This is a genomic window from Bacteroides faecichinchillae JCM 17102, assembly GCF_000614145.1.
GTDB classification, from domain to species: Bacteria; Bacteroidota; Bacteroidia; order Bacteroidales; family Bacteroidaceae; genus Bacteroides; species Bacteroides faecichinchillae.
This window is the reverse complement of sequence record NZ_BAKK01000004.1, coordinates 146,808-169,543: the sequence shown is the minus strand read 5'-3', so window position 1 is coordinate 169,543 and position 22,736 is coordinate 146,808. Positions and strand designations below refer to the sequence as shown.

The following is a 22,736-nucleotide window of genomic DNA, read 5'->3' as shown; positions in this document are numbered from 1 at the left end:
GATAAGATATTTTTTTTTATTCTTATTGGAGGATCTATCTTTTTTACTTCAGATAAACTAGTAGATCCTCAATTGATGCCAAAATGGCTTTGGACTGGATTAGTGTCTGGTATAATAGGAATATTTATATCCGTAAAGCTTCTGATTAAATCAAATTACGTAAGATGGAATTATGGTTTCCTTTTTGGAACTATAGCTTTTTTTTGTATATGTCAGACATTTTATGGGTTACTGGAATATTTCAAAATAATACCTTCTTTTTATTATAATCAATTTCTTACTGGTAGTTTTGAAAATACAGCTGGTTTTGCAAGTTGTCTTTGTTTTGGATTTCCTTTTGTTTTATATTATTTAAAATGTAAAGAGCAAAAAATAAAAATATTGTGTATGTCTTTGTGTCTAATTGTACTCTTTACTTTGTTGTTATCACTTTCGAGATGTGGAATACTATGTGTTTTGGTAAGTGCTTTTGTCTATATTTTTAATAAAAAGAAACGTTGCTTATGGATTGGAATTACAGTGCTGGCTATTATTATTACAACTTTTTTTTGTTTTAAAAAAAGATTCTGTAAGCGGGCGCCTTTTAATTTGGAAATGTTCTATAGATATGATTGCAGATAGTCCTTTGAAGGGACAAGGAATAGGTGCTTTTGCTGCGCATTATATGGATTATCAAGCTGACTACTTTCAAACACATCCTAATAGCAAATATCAGATGTTGGCAGATAATGTGCAACATCCTTTTAATGAATATATTTATCTTATGATTCAATATGGAGTCATTGCTTTTATAATTATATTGATATTAATGTTTTTTCTTTTATATTGCTATTGGAAATGCCCTTTGAATGAAACTTTTATATGTCTTTTATCCTTGTCCAATATAGCTCTTTTTTCATGTTTTTCGTATCCGTTTCGTTATCCTTTTACTTGGATTATATTGTGCGTATGTATCGGTAGCTTGATAAAATCTGTATATGGAATAATGTTCACATCAGCATGCATTAATAGGTTATTTGGAATTATTGTGTTGGGGTGCTCTATTTTATTGATAATAAGTTGCTCGCGTAGTACGAAAAGTGAATTGCAATGGAAAATGGCTGATAGTCCATGTCTTGATGTCAAAGAAAAAATGCGAGATTATTATCTTTTATTTCCTAAGCTAAAACATAATCCTTTTTATTTATATAATTATGCAGCGACTTTGTATAAATCTGGAGAAGATAAGAAGGCATTATTAGTTGCAGATTATTGCAGAACGTATTTTTTAGCGGATTATGACCTTGAACTACTAAGGGGTGATTTGTATAAATCCTGTCATGATTATCAAAATGCTATTGACTGTTTAAAGCAAGCTGCATTCATGTGTCCCTCAAGATTTATTCCTTTGTATAAGTTGTATACTATATATAGGGAAACTGGTGATTCTATAAGAGGGGATAGTATAGCGGAGATTATTAGTAATAAAAGAATAAAAATAGATTCCCCTATCATAAGAAAAATAAAAGAAAAGATAAAGTTAGATCGATATGATTTTAACGTTTTGTGTGAGTAAAATATTGATATAATTTATAATGTCGTTTATTATTAATTAAAAACAAAGAAAATGGAAAAGAAAAAACAATGTGAAAGTGTGATTTTAGTTTTTTTACTGACAGTTATGTTAGCTTCATGTTCTCAAGACTATGATGAAGAAATATCTAATTCTAGTGAAAATGTGATGAGTCAGTTGAAATATTCAACAATGGTTGTAGAAAGTGAGCCCCAATTTTCCTCATGGAGAGAATATCTCGATTATTTTGTGGTTGGGAAAGGTAGTGAATGGTTGCAAAATCAGAATATGAAACTATTGAACTATGAGGTTGTTAACGAAAACCTGATTCTAACAAATTCAGATCTTAATGTATCTGATGAAACGATAGTGCCAATTTATAGGGATACATGTAATACTAATAAATTTAGTTTAATGAGTATTGCTGACATACGTAATAATGTAGATCCTGTAAATATGATAAATTATTCAGCATTTAAAGAGAGTTTGTTATCTTCATATGTTGGTAAGAAACTGACTGTAGTACGATTATGTTGGGAATATAACCAAGTTAGATATGCAACAGAGGGTTATGCCGATATTAATTCTGTAGTATATGATGATTTTCTTATGAATATAAGAACTGTTGAAGTAAAAAAAAAATGAAGATGTAGCTATTCCAACGAAGTTACAATTAAGACGAAATGAGTCGGAAGGAGAGTCAATAAGTTATTTCTTTTTTAGCGATGAGGTAACTTGGGGTATAGCGGGAGGTTATACTGCTAGAGCTTTTTGTACATTGACTGTGAACGGAAAAAAGACATCGAATGGAAATTTTATTGAGAGTTATTGGCCAGATTATCATACTACAGCAAAACCCGGATTTAAAGCAATAGCAGAACTTAAGGTTGCTAATTTTAAGACGGGGACATCTGGGGCCTGCGAATTTGGTTACGGTATTGCAGCAGGACCTGTTGGACTTTCAATAACATGGAGCGGTGTCACTGCAAGTTTCTCTGGTGGAGGAAACACTCGTGGTGGTGGAGGTTATGTAACCCCATCGCTGTTACATTAAACTTTTGTATGTTTATGTTTCGCAAGTTCTCTCTAAAAGGGAATAAGGATACTTATAAGTATATTATTTATAAAATTTAAAATGATTGTTTATGAAATATTTTTTATTTGGAGTACTATTAGTAGTCTGTCATGTGTTTTATGCTCAAGAGCATAAAACAACAACATTGTACAGATATGGAAAACCATTGGTTACATGTGAGACTAACTTTGAAAATCTTTTTAGCAATGTTCCAAAGTATATTGAAAATAATGATGATTTGGATTTACTTTCTTATCAATTTATAGGAGTGGCCAAAAATGTAAACCATGTTAAAAAGCTATTGAAGAAGAATTTTTCTCATTATCCTCAATGGGCTGTTGCAGAAACTTATCCGGGTTATGTTATTTCTGGGAAAGAAAAAAAATCTGTAGGTAAGTCAGAAGTTAAGTTAATGCCAGCTGTAATTCCACCTTTTAATATAAAAGAAGTGGTTAAAACAATAGCTAATGAATATGTTTCATTAGGAGATCGAATTTATTTGCTACGATTTGTTTATAATCTGGAAACATTTGAACAGTATATTTTTGTACATCCGGATACGAAAGAGGTAGTAACGAAAGCTACTGTTTTTGGAAATGATATCAGATTGTCTCATTTTGACTACTGTAATAAAAACGGTAGTGAATAAATAAAAATAGTGAACGAACTACATTATAATTTGTTAGTTCGTTCACTGTCTTATTAGACTTTAATGTTTTTAATATCCGAATATCTGCTCTTGTGTTAGTTCTTCAATTGGTCCGACTGTTTTCAGTTTATCCATATCAAGATCTTTCTTATCTCCTAGGATACAGTAAACATACGTACGATCTTTCATCCATTCTTTTTGGAAATTGACGATATCTTTCAGTGTCATGTTTTGTATGTCATTGTAAAGCTTGATGCGTGAATCTACATTCTCTCCCAAGTCTTGGGCACTGATATAACTCCAGATAATATCACTTTTGATAATACGTTCAGTACGTAAACGGTTGATTAATCCTTCTTTTGCCAGTTGGAAAGCTTTTTCCGATTCGGGCATGTTGTTGATGATTTCGTTAAATGTATTGATAGCATCGATCATTTTATCATTTTGGGTGGCAATCTGGGTAAACACCATATAAGGGTATTTCAAATACCTTGGTTCATTTAAAGTAGCCCAAGCCGAATAAGCTAATCCACGAGTTTCGCGCATTTCCTGGAAAACAATGGAGTTCATACTACCACCAAAGTATTCATTGTATAGTGCGCGGGTCGGTTCGATAGCCGGATCAAATTTCTTATCAGTGTTGGAAATCTGTGACATATAGATCTGTTTAGCTTCATAAGGAGCTATTAATACCTTAGTCGCTGGAGTTTCGAGATAAGGAAACTCGTCACCTGCAGGAATCTCTTTTAGGGTAGCCGGTACTTTATGATTCTGATCGATAATTTCTAAAATTTCTTTGCTACTACTTGGTCCATAGTATAAGATACGGTGTTGATAACTATTTTGATTATGGATACGGTCTACCAGTGCTTGCGGATCCATTTCAGTAAGTTCTGTTTTTGTCAGTATATTGGTAGCGGGAGACTTGGGACCATACATCGCAAAGTTCATCAGGCGTGAGAAATTCTGTCCCTGATTCAATTTTGCGTCCGAACGGGCTTTCAGGATATCTTCCGCCATGTTACTGTAGGCTTCTTTATTGACTTGTGCATCAGCTAGAAGCTTTTCAAACAGTTGCATAGCCGCCGGCATATTTTCGTTTAGCCCTGAAAGAACGACATAAGTGCGTTCATTGCCCGGAGAAACGTAGAAAGTACAAGCCAAACGATAGAATTCACTTTTTAATTGCTCCGGTGTCATATCAGAAGTGCCTAAGTATTCGAGATAATTGAAAGCTGTCCCTAGTGGCTTATCTTGGTTATTACCCATGTCAAATACATAAATCAATTGGAAGAGGTCATTGGTTACATTCTGTTTGTAAAGAACCGGTATGTCTGATTTAGCTTTTAGTTGAGTCAGATCTTTTTGGAAGTCGAGGAATACAGGCTCTATTGGTTGAACGGTACTATTCTGTATTTCAGTAAGGAAGGCGCTCGCAGTGTCGCGGTTGGATACAATCGGAGTAATTTCCGGCTTTGTCATTTTCTTTTCGTTAGGGTCTTTACCTTGCTTTTTATAGATGGCCGCATAATTATCATTTTTCAGGTATTTATTGGCAAAATCCACGATTTCGGCTTAGTAAGTTTGGCTATACGATCTATGGAAGTGACCTCATCTTCCCAGGAGGTTCCATTAATAAATGAATTGACGAACATATCTGCGCGACCTTCATTGCTTTCCATATTCTGTATTTGATAAAGCTTGAAGTTGTTGATATTGGCTTGCAACATTTTCTCGTCAAAATCTCCGGCACGGAGTTTATGAAGCTCGCCTAACAAGAGATTTTGTACTTCTTCTAATGTTTGTCCTTGTTTGGGAACTCCTCCTAATATCAACATAGAGTAGTCTGCTAATCCCATAGGGTAACCGTATCCACTCAAAACCTTCTGCTGTTGGTTCAGGTCGAGGTCGATAAGTCCGGCCTTGCCATTATATAATAATTGAGAGATTACTTGTAACGTCTCGAAATCTTTGCTTGAAGCACCTGGGAATCTCCATGCCAATGCAACGCTTTCTGCATCCGGTCCCAATACTTCTCGTATAATAGGTTCGGTGATTGGTTCTTCTTTGGGTAGATTAAGTTTGGGTAGTTCCGGATTTGGCTTCATTTGCCCAAAATATTCATCTATGATGGCAATTGTTTTATCCGGATCCAGGTCACCTGACATACAGATAGCCATATTGTTGGGAACATACCATTGTTTATAGTAGTTTTTGATATTGGTAATCGAAGGATTCTTCAAATCTTCTTGTGTTCCTAGAACAGTCTGTGTCCCGTAAGGGTGGTGAGGGAAAAGGGAAGAGAAAATAGCTTCTTGCACTTTTCTGTTATCACGTGTCAGAGACATGTTCTTTTCCTCATATACAGTTTCCAGTTCTGTATGGAAACCACGTATGACATTATTCTCAAAACGATCTGCCTGTATTTTAGCCCAGTTCTCTATTTGATTGCAAGGAATATCTTCCACGTAAACAGTTTGATCGTAGGCAGTATAAGCATTCGTACCGTTTGCTCCGATAGCAGCCATTAACTTATCGTATTCGTTGGGGATAGCATATTTGGATGCTTCGTAAGAAAGACTGTCGATTGTATGATAAATAGCTTTACGCTGAACCTCATCCGTCGTTTTGCGATAAATTTCAAACTGCTGTTCTATTTGATCCAGCAATGGCTTTTCGGCTTCATAATTCTGTGTGCCGTAGCTATTGGTTCCTTTGAACATCAGATGTTCAAAGTAGTGGGCAAGTCCGGTAGTCTCTGCCGGATCGTTTTTTCCACCTACCCGTACTGCAATAAAAGTCTGGATGCGCGGAGTTTCTTTATTTACAGTAAGATAAACTTTCAATCCGTTGTCCAATGTATAAATACGTGCTTTTAACGGATCGTTGGGAACTGTTTCATAGCTATACTTCTTTTGTGAGCTACAACTGCTGAACACTAATACTAGGAAGAGTGATAAGCATAAAAATTTGAGTAGTTTGTTCATATAACAACAACATTTTGATGACGAAAACAAAGGTAGCGGATTTTTGCTTATCTTTGCACCGAAAATTGTAAATTATAAAAGATAAAATTGAAAATCAGATGATTACTATCGAACAACTTAAAGACGTGAAAGAGCGCACAGATGCGCTGAGGAGGTATCTTTGACGTCGATGCGAAGAAAATTCAAGTCGAAGAAGAACAATTAAGAACTCAGGCTCCGGGATTTTGGGATGACCAGAAAAAGGCAGAAGCTCAGATGAAGCTGGTTAAAGATCTGCAAAAATGGATTGAAGGCTATAACGAGGTTAAGACATTGGCGGATGAACTAGCATTAGCTTTTGATTTTTATAAAGAAGAGTTGGTTACGGAGGAAGATGTGGATGTTGCTTATGCAAAAGCAATTGAAGAAGTAGAAACTTTGGAACTCAAGAACATGTTGCGCGAGGAAGCCGATCAGATGGACTGTGTATTGAAAATCAATTCAGGTGCCGGGGGGACTGAAAGTCAGGATTGGGCTTCAATGCTGATGCGTATGTATCTTCGATATGCAGAGACGAATGGTTATAAAGCTACGATTGCCAATCTTCAGGAAGGTGATGAGGCGGGGATCAAAACCTGTACCATTAATATAGAAGGAGATTTTGCGTATGGATATTTGAAGGGAGAGAATGGAGTACATCGTTTGGTACGTGTTTCTCCGTACAATGCCCAAGGCAAGCGTATGACTTCTTTTGCTTCTGTGTTTGTTACTCCGTTAGTAGATGATAGCATCGAAGTGAATATCGAACCTGCACGTATTTCATGGGATACATTCCGAAGTGGTGGTGCCGGTGGACAGAATGTAAACAAGGTAGAGTCCGGAGTTCGTCTGCGTTACCAGTACAAAGATCCTTATACTGGTGAAAACGAGGAGATTCTAATTGAAAATACGGAAACTCGTGACCAGCCGAAGAATCGCGAAAATGCAATGCGTCAGTTGCGCTCTATCTTATATGATAAGGAGTTGCAACATCGTATGGCTGAACAAGCAAAAGTGGAAGCCGGAAAGATGAAAATTGAATGGGGATCTCAGATACGAAGTTATGTGTTTGACGACCGTCGTGTGAAGGATCATCGTACCAATTATCAGACTTCTGATGTGAACGGTGTAATGGATGGGAAGATTGATGGTTTTATCAAAGCCTATTTGATGGAGTTCTCATCACAGGAATCATAAAAACTGAAAAATAGCGAGTATTATTTTTGGAAAGTTAAAAGATTTGTTCTTACTTTGTTAGCGTTGAACTTTAAAGCTAACTATTATGGGTAAGAGTAAAAGAAAAGTAGTACATAGCAAGAAGGAAGAACAACAAGCTCAAAAGGTAATCAAAATAGTGTTTGTTTCACTCGTTATTTTGGCCCTGATTATGCTAATTGGATTTTCTTTCTTAGGTTAATTCATCATGGATTACATAGATTTCTCAGATTATATATCGTAACTTATAGGTTATAATTGATAGTTGGTCTGTTTGTGATCATGTAATCCATGATGATTTTTTGTAATAGGATTGCCATTTATTTGCTGTTTTTCCGTAGTCTCCTTGTATCTTTATAGAGAATTCGGTGTTCCAAGAGAATCGGAATGTGATAAAATAGTGATTGAATCCATGACCCGATTCTAAAGATTTGTATCTTTGTGCCATGGCACAAGAAATTGAACGTAAGTTTTTGGTTTCCGGTGAGTTCAAGTCGCAGGCTTTTGCTCAAGACCGGATTATTCAGGGATATATTTGTAGCGACCGGGGACGGACGGTGCGGGTGCGTATTCGTGATAATAGAGGTTATTTGACTATAAAGGGAGCTTCTAATGCTTCAGGAACCAGCCGGTATGAGTGGGAACGGGAATTGCCGTTGCCGGAGGCAGAAGAATTGATGAAACTTTGTGAACCGGGAATTATTGATAAGACTCGTTATCTGGTACGTAGCGGTAAGCACATATTCGAAATAGATGAGTTTTATGGTGATAACGACGGGTTGGTTGTAGCTGAAGTTGAATTGACTTCGGAAGATGAGGCTTTTAATAAACCCTCTTTTATTGGTGAAGAGGTAACAGGCGACAGGCGTTACTATAACTCTCAACTAATGAAAAAACCGTATAAAAATTGGCGATGATTAACAAATAAGCAGTATATTTGTTTTAAAGTAAAAGGACTGTGTATGGAGCAATTGTATAATTACCTGCCAAGAGAGTTGGTGACTTTTGTATTGGTAACCTTGTTTTCTTTGCTTATCGGGCTTTCTCAACGCCGGATTAGTTTGAAGCGTGAAGGAGAAACAACACTTTTTGGTACCGACCGTACATTTACTTTCATTGGTATTCTGGGTTATCTTTTATATATATTAGATCCTATGGATATGCGTCTATTTATGGGTGGAGGTGCGATTCTTGGTCTTTTACTCGGACTGAATTATTATGTGAAGCAATCGCAGTTCCATGTGTTTGGTGTTACCACGATTATTATTGCTCTTATTACTTATTGTATTGCTCCCATTGTAGCTACTCAGCCTTCTTGGTTTTATGTAATGGTGATTGTTACAGTTCTTTTACTGACAGAACTGAAACATACTTTTACGGAGTTTGCTCAGCGGATGAAGAATGATGAAATGATTACGTTGGCTAAATTCTTGGCAATTAGTGGTATCATACTGCCTATGCTTCCAAATAAGAATTTAATTCCGGATATAAACTTAACTCCTTATTCCATTTGGCTGGCAACGGTTGTTGTATCCGGTATCTCTTATCTTTCTTATCTTTTGAAGCGGTATGTCTTTCATGAATCCGGCATATTGGTTTCGGGAATTGTCGGAGGGCTTTATAGTAGCACTGCAACGATTTCTGTGTTGGCTCGTAAGAGCCGTAAGGCATCGGAACAAGAAACAAATGACTATGTAGCTGCTATGTTGTTGGCAATAAGTATGATGTTCTTACGTTTTATGATTCTAATCTTGATTTTTAGCAAGGAAATCTTTCTATCTATTTATCCATACTTGCTGATTATGGCGATTGTAGCTGCTTTGGTAGCATGGTTCATCCATTCCAAGCAACGTCGTTCGAGTGAAATGACGACAGATGTGGAGGAAGATGATAGCAGTAACCCTTTGGAGTTTAAGGTAGCCTTGATTTTTGCAGTTTTATTTGTTATTTTCACTGTATTAACTCACTATACTTTGATTTATGCGGGGACCGAAGGATTGAACCTGCTTTCATTTGTTTCAGGATTTAGTGATATTACTCCTTTTATTTTGAACTTATTGCAGAATACTGGAAGTGTAGCAGCTTTGGTTATTACGGCTTGTAGTATGCAGGCTATTATCAGTAATATATTGGTGAATATGTGCTATGCTCTATTTTTTGTCGGCAAAGGTAGTAAGTTGCGTCCTTGGATTTTAGGAGGATTCGGAACAGTGGTAGCCATTAATTTAGTTCTGTTGCTATTCTTCTATTTTTAAAGTCGTTGCATGATAGAGATACTACAAAATAATTTCAACTACCAATTTATATAAACAAGAAATAAAGACAGCTGCTTTTTATAAGTTAATGCATTTTGTTTGTGTATTTAAAAATATTTAGTATATTTGTGTAATTATTAAAGCATGCATGGATTAATTTTCGTACGTGAAACGCGTACAAACGCGCTAGTGCAAAATTAATTTGGAGTGAAGCCTAATAAACTAAATATTTATCCTTTAAATTTAACGATTATGAAAAAAAGAATTTTATTATTTGTATTGTCTTAACTGTTGTGATAATATCAGTCGCTTATCAAAAGCAGAAATCAAAGACAATTTTAGGAGATATTGTTCTTCTAAATATTGAAGCGTTAGCTCAAGACGAAGGGGACGGTAACTGTGCGGAATGGATAACAAAGAATTGTTATGAAGTATTCACCTCTGAATATGGATCTGATTATTACGCTTCATGTGCGCCTACAACAATGGGAGGTATGGCAGAATGTGGAGCTATTGAATCTCATAAACCTGCTGGAATGTCTCAAATTAATACTTGTCTTGAATGTATTAGACAGTACTAATATTTATATAACATGAACAAGAAGATTTTTATCCTGATTTTCGTCATTGCCGTCTTGTCTTCATGCCGCAACGGTGCTAAAGATTCTGCTATTCAGAAATCTTCTCGTTTTGAAACCGTATTAATTACCGATACTCTGCCTATTATTAATTTATCTCGGGAAGTCCTTCCCATTGACTTAATATACCCAACGGATATGGTGGCAATTGATACCTTTTTAGTTGTTTTGCAACATCATGAAGAGAAGATTATCAAAGTATTTAGTATTAACTCATATAAGTTCTTAGGAGAATTTCTCAGAAAAGGAGGAGGCCCGAATGAAGTGATTGTTTTCGGACGGGTAAGTCAGTGGTTTATGGAAGAAGGCGAGCCTAAGATTATGATTCAGTCTTACCCTAATTATTTAGCTGTGCTGAACATACGGAAATCTATTGAAGCTGGAGAAACGGTTTATGACCGAAAGTACACTTTTGAGAAAGGCCAAAAAAAGAATTTGTTCTTGGCTTCCAACAGTGTCTATGAAATAAATCAATCGGAGTTGATGATGACCAAGGATCCTCTGAGGTCAGGAATAACAGATAACTGCAACTTCTTTTGGGAGTTTTACGATTGTAAAACGGACGGCGTAAAACGTAATATTATTTACGAGAACTTCACCGGAATGATTGATCCTTTTTTAAAAGAATCGAACAGGCTCTTGAAGCCCGACCGCAAAAAAGCAGCGTTACTGTATAGCAAGATTAACCTTATCGGTATAGTAGACCTTGAACAGGCCTCGATAAAGCAAATTTATCCCGGTGGAAAAACATTTAATGTACAAACAGAATTAGAAATAGATAACCGCAAGTCTTATTTTGACGAAGGAGAATGCACGGACCAATATATATATGCGCTATCCTCCAAGGGGGTAAAAGTCGGTGAAAAGGCGAACATTGAGACAGCCCCTATCTCTCAACTGGATGTATTTGACTGGAACGGCAATTACATTTATAAGGTCGATCTTGGTGAACGAATTAGGCTAATCTCAGTTGATAACAACCAAAGATACCTTTATGCTGTAAATACGGATGATGCCATTATCAGATATGACCTGTCGGCACTGAAGTAAATAACGTTCGATGAAATTCTAGAATAGAGTAAGCTGACTATCAATGTTGAAAGAACATATGATAGGGATATTCAGCAAATAATGTAAAATCAGCCAACTAATTCACACTTAAAGTATTGTAAATTAGTTGGCATTTTTGTATCTTTAGGTATTTTCCTGAACTAAGAGCAAACGCCATCTTGATGATTGACAAAATCTGAAGCAGACAGAGTAAAACCGCATAGCACATGATTATAAAAAAACTATCAGAAGAACTTGTCAGGCTTCTTTGGGAACACTATGCCTAAATGGATAAGATTTTAGGTAGGGGATAGAAAAATTACAATAAAAATGGCATATGAGATGAGAGTAGGCGGTCATCTGCATATGCCATCTTACTTTTTAAAGACATTTACTAAATATATTTGATTAATTCCAGCTCCAGTCGCTTTCCTTATAATTGGCTTCTACCGTATTTTCTATATTATCTGGAAGATTGTGGAAGAAGTCTATACCTGTGTATTCTTCTAATTTATCAATCGAAATTGCATAGCTTTTATAACTTTCGCCTTTCCCATAGGATTTATGTTCAAACCAGAAACCTATTGCATGATATTGACCATTCTTTAGTAATAGTATGGCCATGTAGAAATATTTAGGTACAGGAATAGTATTATTTGCTTTCAAATACTTGATAATATTACCTTGTTGGTCAATAGTTCCTCCCTTAACAGCATAAAGGGTATCCTGATCGTTAGTAATCGTTCCCCATTTCTGAACGCATTTTTCCAGATTAGCCCATATACCGCCATTAAATCCGTTTTGAATCTGAGGATTGATATTTGACATATAGAATGTTTGCAAATTGGCTTCTTCGGAATATTGTCTGTCACTTGAAGCTACCAAATGGCCTCTGCTGTATCCGGAATTGGTATAATCCGAGTAGGATGTTTGGTATTGGACAGGTATTTTCGGATCTTCCGTAAATCTGTCTCCACGACCTGCATCATTATCCGGTGTTGCTGTACTAAAGGTACAAGCTGACCATCGTGCACTTTTCTGTGTGCAATCGTATTCTATGCTGAACGTTGGTAATTCTTTTCCATTAACAGTAGTTGTATGAGTAATGAATAAATTCATGTTTCCTCCTTTTAACTTAGGAATTTCAATTCTTCCGGAATAGTTGGAAGATGTTCCTCCATTGCTGCCCGTTTGTGTCAATACAAGCGTAGCACTTTCTTTTCCTGCCTCAATGGTAATTGTAACGTTACGTTCTGCACCGGTATTTGCTTGTAGGTATCCTGTGATAGAGCTATTGCCATTTCCGGATGTTTGGTTTAATGTACACCATGTTGCGCTACTTTTGGCTTGCCATGCTCCAACAGTTTTGATGCGGATAATAAATCCACCTCCTTCTGCATTTATTTCACTTTGATCAATGACAGCAATTCCTTGGTCGGTATTATCCGAGTTTCCGGGAATGTTGGGTAGATCCTGTTCGCTACATGATACGGTAATGTAACTGATAAAGAAGAATGTGAATAGCTTAAATAATTGCTTCGCCATCTTTGATAGAATTTTATAAGTTTAGGAATAAACAGAAGGAATCTTAAAAGACTTATTTAACTTCTTTTATTAGATAGATAATAGTCGGTAAGTGGTCACTATATCCATTGAGCCACACTCCTCCGGCTTGTGTACGTTTGGGGTATCCTTTATATTTACCGTCTTTTTGAAACATAAAATCTTTGTTGAAGATTTCATGTTTATAATACTTTAATGTACTGCGGTCAGTGCCCAGTAGATTTCCGGTGAAGACGATTTGGTCAAATAGGTTCCATTTTCCTCTATACATGAGAGTACCATATCCTTTTCTCAGCGTATCCCACCATGGATTATACAGATCTGTGGGACCGACCTCGTTTGGTTTACGTTTGGCTCCGAGTGAAACAGCCATGCTCTTGTCCATCGGATCATCGTTCATATCTCCCATGATAACAATTTTAGCTTCCGGATCTTCCCTTAGTAAAGAGTCCTTTATTGCTCTAACTTGTTCTCCGGCACGTTCGCGAGCAGGAGAGGCCGCTCCACGTGAAGGCCAGTGGTTTACGATAAAGTGCATCTTCTCACCTGCTATTTTGCCACTAGCAATCAAGAAACCGCGGGTTTTGCGAATAGTATCATTTATATATATATAAGGTAAGAGTTTACTATGGTCAAGCTCAAACAATTCTGGGTTATAGAAGAAAGCACAGTCTACTCCACGTTGATCTTCTCCCTCATAATGGATATATTTATATCCTCTGTCTGCTAATGCCGGTTGTTTTAAGAGATCTTCCAGCACTCTGTAGTTTTCAATTTCGGATACACCAATAATAGCGGGACCCATCGGAAGTTTGTCAGTTGCAAGCTTGCTTAATACTTCTGACATATTCTTCAGTTTAGCCTTGTACTTCATCGTATTCCACTGATTGGTACCATTAGGCAAATACTCGTAATCATTTTTTCCCTCATCATGGATGGTGTCAAAAAGATTCTCCATATTGTAAAATGCAACACTGTATAGCGCATACTTCTTTTCTTGTCCATAGGCCATGAGGACAAAAAGAGCGAGTATGCCTAAAGTCATTAAACTTTTTTTCATCTTTAAAATCGATTTTAAAAGTGAGCTATATATCATATCTGTGACAAATATCTAAAAAGAAAACGGAAAAACCTTCAAATCCATGTATTTTTTTCATTAATTTCATTGCTATCTATTAAATTCTTTGTTATTTTGTACGACCTATTATTTTAACAACGATTTAATGGTAGAGACCAATTAACATTAATATAAATTAAATTATGAAACAACGATTAGGGTTAGCGATCGTATTATTTTGTTTGGCGCCAACTATTTTTGCGCAGCAAAAGGCAAAACAAAACGCTCGTGAAGACAATGCTTCTTTCATGTTCACAGAATCACAGTTGAACGATGATGATGATGCCGCTCAAAGTGTGCAGGCACTTGTCTCTTCAAACAATGATGTTTATCTGTCTAATGTTGGTTATTTGTTTAGTCCGATGAGATTTCGTGTGAGAGGATACGATTCTCAGTACAATGACATGTACATTAACGGTGTGCAGTTTAATGATGTAGAAACAGGACGTTTCAGTTACGGATTGATCGGAGGATTAAATGATGCTACCCGAAACAAAGAGGGGATTAGTCCTTTTGAAACCAACAACTTTACTTTTGGAGCGATTGGAGGATCGACGAATATTGATCTTCGTGCCAGCCAATATTCAGCAGGATCAAAACTGTCATTGTCAGGATGTAATCGTAGTTATATTTTGCGCGGAATGTACACTTATTCCACAGGTCTGATGAAGAATGGCTGGGCATTCACCGGATCAGCTGGTTATCGTTGGGCAAATGAAGGAAATATCGAAGGTACCTTTTACAATGCTTTTTCTTATTTTCTGGCAGCAGAGAAAGTCTTTAATGACAAACATAGTTTATCAATTGCTACTTGGGGAGCTCCTACGGAACGTGGACAACAAGGGGCATCTACAGAAGAAGCTTATTATTTAGCTAATAGTCACTATTATAATCCTAACTGGGGATATCAGAACGGAAAGAAACGTAATGCACGCGTGGTAAATTCTTTCGAGCCTTCTGCTGTTGCAACATGGGATTTCAAAATTAAAGAAGACATGAAATTGGTGACAAGTGCAGGATTTAAATATAGTAGTTATGGAACCAGTGCATTGGGATGGAATGGAAATGCTTCTGACCCACGTCCTGATTATTATAAGAAATTGCCTAGCTCAATATTCAATGTTTATAATGATGTTCCTACACCTGAACAGTTAGAGCAGTTTAATGAAGTAACTGACTTATGGAAGCATAATAAGGCGTATCGTCAGCTTGACTGGGATTTGATGTATTTCTCTAATCAACAAGCAAATGCATTGGATAAGGAAACTTTGTATTATGTAGAAGAACGTCATAATGACCAATTAGCATTTAATTTCAATTCTGTATTTAATCACACCATCAATGATCATAGCAGTTATACAGCCGGTATTGCTGTGAATACGACAAAAGGAATGCATTTCAAGAAAATGAAAGATTTGCTGGGTGGCGTGTTGTACACTGATATCGATAAGTTCTCAGTGCGTGACTATGGTGAAAACTCTAGCATTATCCAGAATGATTTGGATCATCCGAATCGTCGTATCGGGGAAGGTGATAAGTTTGGTTATAACTACAATATCTTTGTGAACAAACAAAGCGCCTGGTTGCGTTATCAGGGCAAAAGCGGTTCATTCAACTACTTTGCTTCCGGTAAAATCGGTTCTACACAGATGTTTCGTGAAGGTTTGATGCGTAACGGTCGTGCTCCGTTGAAATCTTTGGGGAGCAGTGGTACTGCTAAATTCCTGGAAGGTGGTGTAAAAGCTGGTTTGACTTACTTCCTTAATGGTAACCATTCATTTACATTGAACGCTGGTTATGAAGATCGTGCTCCATTGGCATATAACTCATTTGTTGCTCCACGTATCAAGAACGATTTTGTAAATGACTTGAAGACTGAACGAGTGTATGGTGGTGATTTCACTTATAATTTTAATACTCCTGTTGTGATGGGACGTATTACAGGATATTATACCCGTTTCCAGAATCAGGTAGAATTGGAAGCTTTTTATAATGACAATGAATCTCGCTTTACTTATTTGTCAATGAACGGTATAAAGAAAGAACATTGGGGTGTGGAGGCTGCTGCTACTTTCCGTTTGACTAGCAATTTGTCTTTGACAGCTATCGGTACATGGTCGGAAGCTGAATATATGAACAATCCGGTTGCTACACGTACTTATGAAAGTGAGAGCGAATCTAATCCCGACCGGGTATATGCAAAAGGTATGCGTGCTAACGGGACTCCACTTTCAGCTTATAGCTTAAGTCTGGATTACAATATTAAAGGTTGGTTCTTTAACCTGTCTGGTAATTACTATGATCGTATCTATCTGGATTTCTCTGCTTATCGTCGTTTGGAGAGTGTATTGACTCGTGATAATGATGGTTCAGTAGACGCTAACGGCAATTTGGTAGGTGTAACAGTTCCTTCACAAGAAAAACTAAAAGGTGGTTTCATGCTTGATGCTTCTATTGGAAAGTATATTCGTTTGAGAAATGGCAAAAGCATCAGTCTTAATCTTAGCGTGAATAATGTTCTGAATAATACTAATATGCGTACAGGTGGTTATGAACAAAATCGTGACGATACTTATGATGATGGTTCTATGCGTACTTATATGTTCTCTAAGAACTCTAAATATTATTATGCGCCGGCCATCAATGCATTCATGAATATCGGCTACAGATTCTAAATGTGTTATCAGCCCAATTAATAAATAAAGAAAAATGAATATGAAGAAAATATTATCTATAGGATGTGTTGGAATGTTGATATGCGCTTCAAGTTTTACTTCGTGCATGAATGACTTTGATACTCCGGTTACAGGCAATGCGTTTGGTAATAACTCGATCGAGCCTGGACGTACTATTTCAATAGCCAACTTGAAAGAGAAATATGATGGATTTATAGATACTAGTTCGGATACTTATACCACCATGGAAGGCAAAACACGTATTGAAGGTGTGATTGTAGGAGATGATGAAAGTGGAAATATCTACAAGCAATTGGTCGTAGCTGACGAAACGGGAGCTATTATTGTAGGTGTGAACAATACAGGACTTTATGCAGCTTGTCCGGTAGGTCAGAAAGTGGTTATCAATTGCGAAGGTTTGCAGATTGGTAGTTATCGTAAATTAGCTCAGATAGGTACTACTTATGAAGGTAAGGTAGGTCGTATGCCGGAGTATGAGTGGAAGCAAAGAGTGCGTATCATTAATAAGCCGCAAATGTTTTATGAAGAGTTGAAACCGCTTGAGATTTCTAATGCAACGGAATTGGCGGCTATAGATATGAAGCGTGCTCCGTTATTGGTAACACTGAAAAATGTGAAGTTCCCTGAAGCAAATGGTAAGGTGGCTTTTGCACCGGAATCGGATATTGCAAGTCCTACTTTGAGTTTTGTAGAGCGTAGTATCAATTTTGCAGATGGTACAGCATGTAAGGCAGTAGCTCATACTAGTATTTATGCAAATTTCTCGAAAGATGTGCTTCCGGAAGGAAATACTGATGTAACTGGTATATTGACTCGCTATAACAATAATTGGCAATTGCTTATTCGTACCAGTGCTGATATCAAACAAAATAATTAATAAACTAACAATAGACAATTATGAAAAAGATTCTAAATGCTTTATTCTTGACGCTGCTTGCAGTGATCACATTTAGTGGATGTAGTGATGTCCCTGCACCTTATGATATAAAAGAAGGAGGTGATGATTCTGAATTGGTGGGCGATGGCTCTAAAAATAATCCTTATGACGTAACTAGTTATCTTATCAAGAAAAGTGGTACGGATATTTGGGTAGAAGGATATATTGTCGGTTGTATGAACAATAAATATGATGGAGTAGATGCAAGTGGAGAACCTGTTTTTGCAGGTAATGAATTTGTAACCTCTAACTTTAATGTGAATACTAATATTGTGATTGCGGCAACTACCAGTGAAACAAGTACAGCCAAGATTATTGCAGTGAAGTTACCGGCAGGGGATTTGCGTGATAAGTTGAATGTTAAAGATAATAATGGTAATTTAGGCATGTCTGTTAAAATTAAAGGTAACTATGCCAGTAAGTACTGCGGAGTTACAGGTTTAATTGATATAACAGCTGCTGTTTTACATACTTCAACAGGTGATGTGGAAATTGGTGACGGTAGTAGTGAAGGACCGACAGATGCTTATATTAACGAATCATTCAAATCGTCTTTAGGTGGATTTACAAGTGTTTCAGTATCAGGAACTCTGAGTTGGATAAATGATTATAGCTCTGCAATGATTAAAGGTGGGTCAGCCGAAGGTAAATTCCCATCTGAGACTTGGCTGGTGGCTCCTACTATTAATTTGTCACAGGAAACAGAAGCTTATATAACATTCAAACATGCCATCAACTATGCAGATGCTGCTACGATTAAAGATTATCATCAGTTGATGATTAGTAAAGATTATACGGGAAATGTGTCACAGGCTACATGGACTAATCTTCCAATTGTAATGGCATCAGGTAACAGTTTTACTTTTGTAAGCTCAGGTAATGTTGGTATTCCTGCTGAGTTTATAGGGCAAAGTAGTGTAACAATTGCATTGAAGTATACTAGTACCGAAGTGACAGGTAGTACATGGGAAGTACAGAATTTTGTTGTAGCACATGGTAAAGGTGAAGAAATTGTAGATCCGGAACCTCCTGTTACAGATAACTCTAAAGATAATCCGTATGATGTAACGAAAGCATTGACATTGACTTCTACTAATGGTACTGCTATTGCGTGGGTTAAAGGCTATATTGTTGGCGGAGTAAAGAATGGTAATGATGCAAATACTGTAGATGCTCCTGAAGATGTTGTTTTTGGATTGGATGATATTCGTAATTCTGCTATTCTCATAGCAGCTTCTAAAGAAGAAACTGATTATACAAAATGTATGGTAATTGGTTTTGGTAAAGATAGCCCGACTGCTAAACCTGCTTTGAACTTAGTGGATAATCCTGATAATCTAGGGAAGGAAGTTGTTATCCTTGGAACTCTTAAATATGCATTTGGCGCTCCTGGTATGAAGACTATTACAGACTTTGAATTTTTAGAAGGTGGCAGTGATCCTGAACCGACAGGTCCTGTTTATACAAGTAATATCACATTACCTGCAAAGGACTGGAGTAATTCATCTGATGCAGCTTACGGAGGTATTGTTAAGATTGGAACCGAAGAGACGGAATATCCTATTGTGAAACTTGGAACAACGAAGTTAGCAGGCGTTTGGAGTTCACCTGTATTAGGAGCTGCCAAAACTAAATTGGCTTTTTATGCTGTCGGCTGGAAGGGAAAGTCTGGGATTCTAAAGGTTACCATTGAAAATGGTGGAACTTTTGAAGGAGGAGAAGCAACCAAACAAATTGATCTAGCAGGAAATATTGGAGCTACGAGTAATTCTCCATTTACGATTACCCCTGCTGATTCTGATTATTATGAATTCACATTAACGGGAATAACGGCTACTTCTACCATCAAATTTAATACTGCTGAGGAGGCAGCTGATAAACGTGCAATTATCTTTGGTATTAATGTCAATTAATGCTACGGTTGATAAATAATAAGAAAGGGGGGGCAGCTTGCTGTTCCCTTTCTTTTTTGTGAAAATATAGTAACTGCTCTAAAAGACATTTATAAATATCTATACTTATAGGAAGAAAAAAGATATCTCCATAACAAATTGATATAGCGTGAGTAGATAAGAGAAAACGTGAAGATGACTGAAAATAAAATAAAAGCTTGAACTCTAAGGCGGATTATACTTATCTTTGCATTTCCTGCAGATTAAACAACTGCTGCTTATTTAAAACTATATACTCAAACAAGATTAATATATTATGAATATTGGAATGAAGTGTAATTTCTATATTTGGTTAGGTTTTTTATGCTTAAGTTTTGTATCCTGTAGTAAAGATGAGGATGAGAATGCTAGTGACTCAACAGATTTTGCGACCGGTATTGTCGAACTCCCAGCATTGCGTAATGGAGCAAATGATATGTTTGTTACTCATTCTAATACTTTTAATGGTAAGAAAGTAACAACTTTCAGTATGGAGTATGACAAAAATAAGAAGCATGCCCGTTGGATAGCATTCCGATTCGACAATCAGACAATGCAACAGAATGTGAATCGTAAAACAGGGGATGATCCATTTGAATCGGATCCATTAGTTGCACAAGATTATCAACGTACCCGTTCGGATTTCGGCGTAAAGGGATATGATCGTGGGCACATTTGTGCTTCTGCCGACCGTTTATATTCACGTGAAGCAAATGATGATACATTTTATTACACTAATATGACTCCTCAACGCAATGGATTTAATTCGGGTTTATGGTTAAAACTGGAAGCTAAGGTACAGACATGGGGGAGAAGTTGTACAGCACAAGATACTTTGTATGTTGTGAAAGGAGGAACTATAGATAAAGAAGAACACGTATTAAGTTACATTGATAATAATCACAGTAAACCTGTGCCTAAATATTATTTTGTAGCATTGTTGTTTAAAAAAAGTAGCTCTTTCAAAGCTATTGCATTTTGGTTGGAACATACTACTACGCCTAAGTCACAGAATTTGGCAGACTATGCAATTTCCATAGATGAGTTGGAAGAAAAAACAGGAATTGACTTCTTTCCGAATTTAAATGATAAATTAGAGAATGTCGTAGAAGCTACTTATTCTGTTAAGGCTTGGAATGGCTTGTAAATGTCGTATAATTTGAAAAGATCACTTAGTGTCTTTGAAAAAATCTTCTAACTACAACCGACATCACATTAGCAAGGAAGTTATTGAAAGGTTGATGTTTATAATGTTCCATTTGTGCTATATTATATATTTCAGCTCATTATTAACCCTTTCATCAAGGCTCATTCCTTTAGCAGTATTCTAGACTAAAAAGTGACAAGTGACAATAAATAACCATTTTATTTTCTCCAAGAAAACTTATGCTAAACTCTTACCGTTATGTTCTTATTATTCAAATGAATTATATGGAAGGTATCAACTTTATTTCGAAGAGTTCCAGTAAATATCCGAGTCGCTATTTGGGATTTAGTATTAGTTACCGGATCGGTGACCTGAAAGCGAGTGTGAAAAAAGCGAGCCGGAGTATTCATAGTGATGTTGTGAAAGAAGGTGGAGGAGAAACCATTCAAACGCAAGGAGAAGGGCAATAAGCCCTCCCCTTAGCTGTTCTATTTTTCTTTTGGGGTCTGATTGGAGATCGTATTGAAACCTAATTTAGTCAATCCTGCTTGTACGTCAGGATGGCTCATAAAGAGTTTCCACAATAATCCTGTCCGGTAATTTTCTATCATGACGGCAATAGGACCTTGGTCAATAGCAAGATAACGTTTCGGATACCAATTATCTGTTTCACTGAAAGCATCATAGAAACCGAATGGACCAAAGACTTTATCTCCCATCTTATATAGGTGGCGCATCACTTGCATCGAATATTCGGGTGTATAGACGATAGATGAGAGTGCGGCAGTAGGAGAGATGACTCCTTTGTCGTCTTGTTCATTGGGAGAATGAGCCGCATATCCGTCTACAGAATAACTGGCTGTTAGCCCCCAACAATCCGGTCCGAAACCTTTGTAATGTTTTGGATTGCGGATACAGTAAGCACGATTGACTAATGTCAGATTACGCATTTCATCGAAATAGCTAGGACAATATTCGTCCTTTAATCCTACAGGATCAAGTCCCAGGAAAGAGTATTGTGCCCAGAAAAGTGGTCCTGCTTCTGTCCCTTGATAACGGAGATGTAATTCGATACCTTCTACTTTATGCGGAGAAACGATAGCCCCGTTTTGTGCCCAGCCATCATGGTAGACGGTTGCGGGTACTCCATGCGTTGGAGAAGCAGCGGCGAGAATATACATGATCATACATTCATTATATCCATGTACGGGAAAATCCATTTCCCAACCATAAGTAGGACTCCAATGCCAATATAGAACGTTTTGTCCTCCTTTCCGATACCAATTCCAATCTACTTCACGCCAGATCTGGTCGATACGTTTGGCTAATGCTTTTTCTTTCTCATTGCCATTGACATAATATTGGTGTACGGCGAGCAATCCTTGCATCAGGAAAGCTGTTTCTACCAAGTCGCCTCCATTGTCTTTTTGACCAAAAGGTTTTACTTTCCCGGTATCTCCATACCACCAATGCGGATATGCTCCGTAAAAGCGATCTGCTTTTTCCAGGAAAGAAACAATTCGTTCCATACGTGATAAACCTTCTTCTCGAGTCACATAACCACGATCAATTCCTGCAAGAATAGCCATAATTCCAAATCCACTACCACCGGAGGTAACTACGTTTGAATCATTTTCAGGATATACACCATCTACATGATAACGTTCAGGAGCAAGTCCGCTGTTTGGTTCTGCTCCGTCCCAAAAGTAGAGGAAAGTACGCCGTTGGACAGTATCCAATAACGCGTCATCGGAGATTTCCGAATTATTGGAAGACTGTCCAGAAGGTTTACTCTTACAAGCTCCTACTACTAAAAGAAAACAGAGGAGTGGCAAGTATATATAGTTTTTTATCATACTTCAATAGATTATATATTAGCTATATTAACCTGAGTTTAATAGATACT

At 36.9% G+C, this 22,736-nt stretch carries 17 protein-coding genes and 2 pseudogenes; 15 read left to right on the top strand and 4 right to left on the bottom strand.

The genetic code is table 11. The annotated features are described in order from the left end of the window. The first annotated feature begins 469 nt into the window (after nt 1-469). From JCM17102_RS03605 to JCM17102_RS03590, 4 genes are all read left to right on the top strand, one after another. Nucleotides 470-1,555: an O-antigen ligase family protein gene (locus JCM17102_RS03605; protein ID WP_159106304.1), complete on the top strand. Its 1,086-nt coding sequence runs from the start codon at nt 470-472 to the stop codon at nt 1,553-1,555. A gap of 51 nt (nt 1,556-1,606) precedes the next feature. Then, nucleotides 1,607-2,197, top strand: coding sequence for a hypothetical protein (locus tag JCM17102_RS03600; RefSeq protein ID WP_025074023.1), 591 nt, complete (start codon nt 1,607-1,609; stop codon nt 2,195-2,197). Nucleotides 2,198-2,330: 133 nt separating this feature from the next. Further along, nucleotides 2,331-2,606, top strand: a complete 276-nt coding sequence (locus JCM17102_RS03595; protein ID WP_025074022.1) for a hypothetical protein — start codon at nt 2,331-2,333, stop codon at nt 2,604-2,606. Nucleotides 2,607-2,697: 91 nt separating this feature from the next. Beyond that, a complete protein-coding gene (locus JCM17102_RS03590) occupies nt 2,698-3,276 on the top strand; it encodes a hypothetical protein (protein ID WP_025074021.1) in 579 nt (192 codons plus the stop codon). A 69-nt stretch (nt 3,277-3,345) separates the two neighbouring features. On the opposite strand, the pseudogene JCM17102_RS26020 reads toward JCM17102_RS03590, so the two are convergent. Beyond that, a pseudogene (locus JCM17102_RS26020) lies at nt 3,346-6,263 on the bottom strand (M16 family metallopeptidase). A gap of 98 nt (nt 6,264-6,361) precedes the next feature. Between JCM17102_RS26020 and prfB the strand changes: the two are divergent. From prfB to JCM17102_RS03550, 6 genes are all read left to right on the top strand, one after another. Continuing rightward, nucleotides 6,362-7,478, top strand: a protein-coding gene (gene prfB, locus JCM17102_RS03580) for a peptide chain release factor 2 (RefSeq protein ID WP_136498263.1) whose coding sequence is annotated in 2 segments (ribosomal slippage) — nt 6,362-6,424 and nt 6,426-7,478 — 1,116 coding nt in all. Because the reading frame shifts where the segments join, the coding sequence is not laid out codon by codon here. 85 nt (nt 7,479-7,563) lie between these two features. Further along, a complete protein-coding gene (locus JCM17102_RS31210; RefSeq protein WP_025074019.1) occupies nt 7,564-7,698 on the top strand; it encodes a hypothetical protein in 135 nt (44 codons plus the stop codon). 244 nt (nt 7,699-7,942) lie between these two features. After that, nucleotides 7,943-8,413 carry a CYTH domain-containing protein gene (locus JCM17102_RS03565; protein ID WP_025074018.1) on the top strand — a complete coding sequence of 157 codons (471 nt, stop codon included), beginning with the start codon at nt 7,943-7,945 and terminating at the stop codon, nt 8,411-8,413. Nucleotides 8,414-8,458: 45 nt separating this feature from the next. Next, nucleotides 8,459-9,751 carry an MgtC/SapB family protein gene (locus JCM17102_RS03560; RefSeq protein ID WP_025074017.1) on the top strand — a complete coding sequence of 431 codons (1,293 nt, stop codon included), beginning with the start codon at nt 8,459-8,461 and terminating at the stop codon, nt 9,749-9,751. Nucleotides 9,752-10,044: 293 nt separating this feature from the next. Then, on the top strand, nt 10,045-10,332 hold the full coding sequence (locus JCM17102_RS03555; protein ID WP_025074016.1) for an NVEALA domain-containing protein: 288 nt from the start codon (nt 10,045-10,047) through the stop codon (nt 10,330-10,332). A gap of 12 nt (nt 10,333-10,344) precedes the next feature. Beyond that, entirely contained in the window at nt 10,345-11,439 is a 1,095-nt protein-coding gene (locus JCM17102_RS03550; protein WP_025074015.1) for a BF3164 family lipoprotein, read from the top strand. Between the two features lie 408 nt (nt 11,440-11,847). Here JCM17102_RS03550 and JCM17102_RS03545 read toward each other — a convergent pair whose 3' ends face one another. Both JCM17102_RS03545 and JCM17102_RS03540 read right to left on the bottom strand, forming a co-directional pair. Next, a complete protein-coding gene (locus JCM17102_RS03545; RefSeq protein WP_025074014.1) occupies nt 11,848-12,984 on the bottom strand; it encodes a DNA/RNA non-specific endonuclease in 1,137 nt (378 codons plus the stop codon). Between the two features lie 52 nt (nt 12,985-13,036). Further along, entirely contained in the window at nt 13,037-14,062 is a 1,026-nt protein-coding gene (locus tag JCM17102_RS03540) for an endonuclease/exonuclease/phosphatase family protein (protein WP_025074013.1), read from the bottom strand. A 200-nt stretch (nt 14,063-14,262) separates the two neighbouring features. On the opposite strand from JCM17102_RS03540, the gene JCM17102_RS03535 reads away from it, so the two are divergent. The 5 genes and pseudogenes from JCM17102_RS03535 to JCM17102_RS03515 form a co-directional block, all read left to right on the top strand. Further along, entirely contained in the window at nt 14,263-16,794 is a 2,532-nt protein-coding gene (locus JCM17102_RS03535; protein ID WP_025074012.1) for a porin family protein, read from the top strand. Between the two features lie 40 nt (nt 16,795-16,834). Next, a complete protein-coding gene (locus JCM17102_RS03530) occupies nt 16,835-17,692 on the top strand; it encodes a DUF5689 domain-containing protein (protein WP_025074011.1) in 858 nt (285 codons plus the stop codon). Between the two features lie 20 nt (nt 17,693-17,712). After that, nucleotides 17,713-19,665 (top strand): DUF6359 domain-containing protein, encoded by a 1,953-nt coding sequence (locus tag JCM17102_RS03525; RefSeq protein WP_025074010.1) that lies wholly within the window; start codon nt 17,713-17,715, stop codon nt 19,663-19,665. Nucleotides 19,666-19,972: 307 nt separating this feature from the next. Continuing rightward, a complete protein-coding gene (locus tag JCM17102_RS03520) occupies nt 19,973-20,830 on the top strand; it encodes a DNA/RNA non-specific endonuclease (protein ID WP_025074009.1) in 858 nt (285 codons plus the stop codon). Nucleotides 20,831-21,108: 278 nt separating this feature from the next. Next, a pseudogene (locus tag JCM17102_RS03515) lies at nt 21,109-21,300 on the top strand (hypothetical protein); the annotation flags it as partial. A gap of 18 nt (nt 21,301-21,318) precedes the next feature. On the opposite strand, the gene JCM17102_RS03510 reads toward JCM17102_RS03515, so the two are convergent. After that, a complete protein-coding gene (locus JCM17102_RS03510) occupies nt 21,319-22,686 on the bottom strand; it encodes a glucoamylase family protein (protein ID WP_025074007.1) in 1,368 nt (455 codons plus the stop codon). Between the last annotated feature and the right edge of the window lie 50 nt (nt 22,687-22,736).

Coding starts and splice junctions, on each gene's coding strand:
- JCM17102_RS03600 (WP_025074023.1), top strand. CDS start 1,607: ATGGAAAAGAAAAAACAATGTGAAAGTGTGATTTTAGTTTTTTTACTG.
- JCM17102_RS03590 (WP_025074021.1), top strand. CDS start 2,698: ATGAAATATTTTTTATTTGGAGTACTATTAGTAGTCTGTCATGTGTTT.
- JCM17102_RS31210 (WP_025074019.1), top strand. CDS start 7,564: ATGGGTAAGAGTAAAAGAAAAGTAGTACATAGCAAGAAGGAAGAACAA.
- JCM17102_RS03565 (WP_025074018.1), top strand. CDS start 7,943: ATGGCACAAGAAATTGAACGTAAGTTTTTGGTTTCCGGTGAGTTCAAG.
- JCM17102_RS03560 (WP_025074017.1), top strand. CDS start 8,459: ATGGAGCAATTGTATAATTACCTGCCAAGAGAGTTGGTGACTTTTGTA.
- JCM17102_RS03550 (WP_025074015.1), top strand. CDS start 10,345: ATGAACAAGAAGATTTTTATCCTGATTTTCGTCATTGCCGTCTTGTCT.
- JCM17102_RS03545 (WP_025074014.1), bottom strand. CDS start 12,984: ATGGCGAAGCAATTATTTAAGCTATTCACATTCTTCTTTATCAGTTAC.
- JCM17102_RS03540 (WP_025074013.1), bottom strand. CDS start 14,062: ATGAAAAAAAGTTTAATGACTTTAGGCATACTCGCTCTTTTTGTCCTC.
- JCM17102_RS03535 (WP_025074012.1), top strand. CDS start 14,263: ATGAAACAACGATTAGGGTTAGCGATCGTATTATTTTGTTTGGCGCCA.
- JCM17102_RS03530 (WP_025074011.1), top strand. CDS start 16,835: ATGAAGAAAATATTATCTATAGGATGTGTTGGAATGTTGATATGCGCT.
- JCM17102_RS03525 (WP_025074010.1), top strand. CDS start 17,713: ATGAAAAAGATTCTAAATGCTTTATTCTTGACGCTGCTTGCAGTGATC.
- JCM17102_RS03520 (WP_025074009.1), top strand. CDS start 19,973: ATGAAGTGTAATTTCTATATTTGGTTAGGTTTTTTATGCTTAAGTTTT.
- JCM17102_RS03510 (WP_025074007.1), bottom strand. CDS start 22,686: ATGATAAAAAACTATATATACTTGCCACTCCTCTGTTTTCTTTTAGTA.